Origin of the sequence: Microcystis sp. M109S1 (genome assembly GCF_020247025.1) — a bacterium.
In the GTDB taxonomy this organism is placed as follows: domain Bacteria; phylum Cyanobacteriota; class Cyanobacteriia; order Cyanobacteriales; family Microcystaceae; genus Microcystis.
Genome location: NZ_JADBRW010000081.1, coordinates 1 through 3,295, shown reverse-complemented (window position 1 = coordinate 3,295; position 3,295 = coordinate 1). Strand labels below are relative to the sequence as shown.

Sequence of the window (3,295 nt, the reverse complement as noted above, 5' to 3'; positions counted from 1 at the left end):
TGCCCATCTGAAACATAAAAAAGAACTGGATTCCTTGCTCACTCTACGATTTCAGAAGTTTAATAAATCTCAGATTATGAACGTCTAAAGTATAATTTTAGACTTCCTTAGCTAAAAACGCCTACCTCTAAAGCTCTTGCTAAAGTAACTCAAGATATATATTTTGGTCTGTAATGAAGTTCCGGGGGAAGGCGATCGAGTAAACCTGTCCGGTTGATTTTCCATAAGTTGTGTTTTTCGAGGTTCCCTATTTTAGCACGATGGTAAGTAGGGAGGCACAATTATTTGTAGGATGGGTTAGCGGTAGCGTAACCCATGCTGGCGTTGGGTTTCATGCTTCAACCCAACCTACGTTCATCTTATATTTAATTCCACCCACCTACTTATTGCTACTCGATTTTATAGAGATAGGCTTCTGGGGTTTCCAGAAGGGAAGTCATCGGGCGATCGAGAGGGGGGGTTTTGGCGAGGGTAAAAATTGGAAATAAATCGTTCATTTGGATAGCCATTTTAAATTTTGGCTGTATATAATAACTACCCGATGGGCAGGCATTGGTGATCGTTAGCTCTCTTTTGGTCATAAAGGTATCGATATAATCATACTGACCGCGCTCTTTTCTTTTGCCTTTCTTGGCTGGATCACAAAGGGTTGAACCAACCGGAATCTGATTGATAATTTCCACTGTATCGGCCACGGATAGGAGTCTTTCGGAACCGTATTTACTAGCAAGATAACGTTGATCGAAATAGAGATTAGTTGCGATCGAATAGCCGATGATAATTATTAGAACTAGACCGAGGATCCTGTCGAAAGTCTTAGTCAAGTTTAGATAGGCCAGACTAGCGATCGCCAAGAGGATAGGAGCAAACCAGAGTAAGATTTTACGATGGGAATAAAAATGCTCATCAGGATAATTAGAGGAAGCGTAGAGAAAAATTATCCAAGTGATCGCAAAAAAGCCGATCAGTGTTTTATTGCCTCGATATTTTTTGATGACTATGTATAGAGAAATGCCGAAAAAAATAGCCGAAACTACGACATTGAAAATCGATATATTGTCATTCAAAAAAAACACTTGATTACCCAGATAAACCGTTTCCCAAATCGCTTTAAATAGACGAGTGAACAGATTACTCGATGGTTCACCGCTCGCCCCCTTCTCCGTGAGCGCTCTCACCAGTCCTTTCGTATTGGCGAAATTCCGAACTATCTCACTATTCCAATACATAATCAAGGCGAGATTTGCGGAGAGAATCGATAGAAAAGGCAAAAGACATTTACGAGTATTCTTTCGATTTCGATAAACAAACCATAGAGAGGCGATAACAGAAGTCACTGGGATAATTAACATCGTGGTGGTGTGTAAACTCACCAATATAGCGACGGTAATCCCGAAGAATATCCAAGCTATAGCCTGATAGAGCAGCGGCTTACTCGTTTCCATCTGGAAACGATAGAGTAAAGCAAAAACGAGCAGGAAAAAGGGTATTGGGCTAGGGGCCCAGGAAAAATTATTAATGAAATAGTCCGCATAGATCGTGCTATACCAAAATCCTGCCAAACTGGACAGGAGAAGACGTTTATCTTGTTCTACATTTTCTAAAAGTTGATAAATAAAGTAGATTAAGAGCGGAATCGATAGAAAAGAAAATAGGCCATTGGTAAGGACTTGAAATTCGGGATCGGCACCGAAAATTGTCAGAGGAAATGCTAAATAACCATAGAGGGGAGGAATTACGAATCCATATTTTCCACCCCCCCCTGCTGGTCCCAATTGAGGAAAGTTTCCCTTCCACATATCCATCCAAAAGTAACCACCGCTAATCTGATCGGGATCGGGTCCGATATCGAAGGTAACGTATTCAAAAATACTGACAATCCTAGTGAAAAAGGCAAATGCGATCGCTAGAATCCCTAAAATCAGTGCTGTTACTCGGACTTTATTGATTGATTTCCCCATAAGTGTCGGTATTTTTATCCTAAAATTGTCTGGTAGCTTCGTGACCGTATCCCCGAATGTTTATCTTCGCATGGTAGCACGAATTTCTAGTCCTACTCGGTCAGGATTATAGCGTTAAAGATGAAGTATAACCTGATTTAGCATTACTGGCCGACTCCCCAAAACGAAAACTTCGTACCTCACCATGAAGATAACTGCTATAAGATTTAAGAGCCTGTTTAGCAATAAACTAGGTACACTCGCTTAACAAAAATTTTTTTAGACAGATATTGGACACAATCGGGAATCCCGTGTTAAACTGCCTCGATAAGATGATGTCACTCTCAAAGCCCTTCACTATATAATCTAATGGTAATACAATCGGTCAGTTTAACAGTTAAGGACTATAAGTCTAACATTCCCGTCGCCATCTTGTGTGGTGGCAAAGGAACCCGACTGCGGGAAGAAACCGAATTTCGACCTAAGCCGATGATTGCCATCGGAAATCGACCGATTATTTGGCATATCATGAAAACTTATGCCCACTATGGCTTAACTGACTTTATGCTCTGTCTAGGGTACAAAGGGGAAATAATCCGGGACTATTTCTTTAACTATGATTGGAATCAAAGTGATGTCCTCTTAGAGTTAGGCAATAAAAAAGTGACCAAACTCGATAGTGGACACGAGGAGGAAGACTGGCGTATTTGGTTAATTGATACGGGACAGGAAACCATGACGGGAGGCCGTCTTAAACGTCTCACCTCTTATATAGACCAAAGCGGAAGTGAGATCTTTTTAGCCACCTATGGGGACGGGGTTTGTGATGTGAATATTGCGGATCTGTTGGACTTCCATTACTCTCATGGGAAATTAGCCACTATGACGGCGGTTCGTCCTTCTTCTCGCTTTGGCGAGTTAATCATTGAGGGTAATTTAGTCACTAAGTTCCAAGAAAAGCCACAAACGGCTGAAGGATGGATTAATGGGGGGTATTTTGTCTTAAATCGCAAGGTTTTGGATTTAATTGAGGGAGATTCGACGACTTTTGAAGCACAGCCCCTAAGAACCCTGTCCGCTTTAGGAGAACTCACCGTCTATAAGCATGATGGGTTTTGGCAGTGCATGGATACTTATCGAGAAATGGAAGTACTCAATCACCTTTATGACACTGGACAAGCTAGATGGAAAATATGGTAAAGAAAGCATTTTGGACTGGCAAAAAGGTCTTTATCACGGGTCATACTGGCTTTAAGGGGTCTTGGCTGGCGTTTTGGTTACTCCATCTGGGGGCAGAGGTCAAAGGCCTCAGTTTAGCCCCCAATACCACCCCCGCCTTATTTGACCAATTAGAC

General features: G+C 41.7%; 2 protein-coding genes and 1 pseudogene. 2 read left to right on the top strand and 1 reads right to left on the bottom strand.

What is annotated here, in order from left to right:
- Nucleotides 1–389 precede the first annotated feature (389 nt).
- On the bottom strand, nt 390–1,961 hold the full coding sequence (locus IM322_RS04085) for a hypothetical protein (RefSeq protein WP_287676398.1): 1,572 nt from the start codon (nt 1,959–1,961) through the stop codon (nt 390–392).
- A 348-nt stretch (nt 1,962–2,309) separates the two neighbouring features.
- On the opposite strand from IM322_RS04085, the gene rfbF reads away from it, so the two are divergent.
- A complete protein-coding gene (gene rfbF / locus IM322_RS04080) occupies nt 2,310–3,140 on the top strand; it encodes a glucose-1-phosphate cytidylyltransferase (protein ID WP_287676397.1) in 831 nt (276 codons plus the stop codon).
- A pseudogene (locus IM322_RS23165) lies at nt 3,125–3,295 on the top strand (CDP-glucose 4,6-dehydratase); the annotation flags it as partial. The gene rfbF and the pseudogene IM322_RS23165, both read left to right, overlap by 16 nt.

Coding starts and splice junctions, on each gene's coding strand:
- IM322_RS04085 (WP_287676398.1), bottom strand. CDS start 1,961: ATGGGGAAATCAATCAATAAAGTCCGAGTAACAGCACTGATTTTAGGG.
- rfbF (WP_287676397.1), top strand. CDS start 2,310: ATGGTAATACAATCGGTCAGTTTAACAGTTAAGGACTATAAGTCTAAC.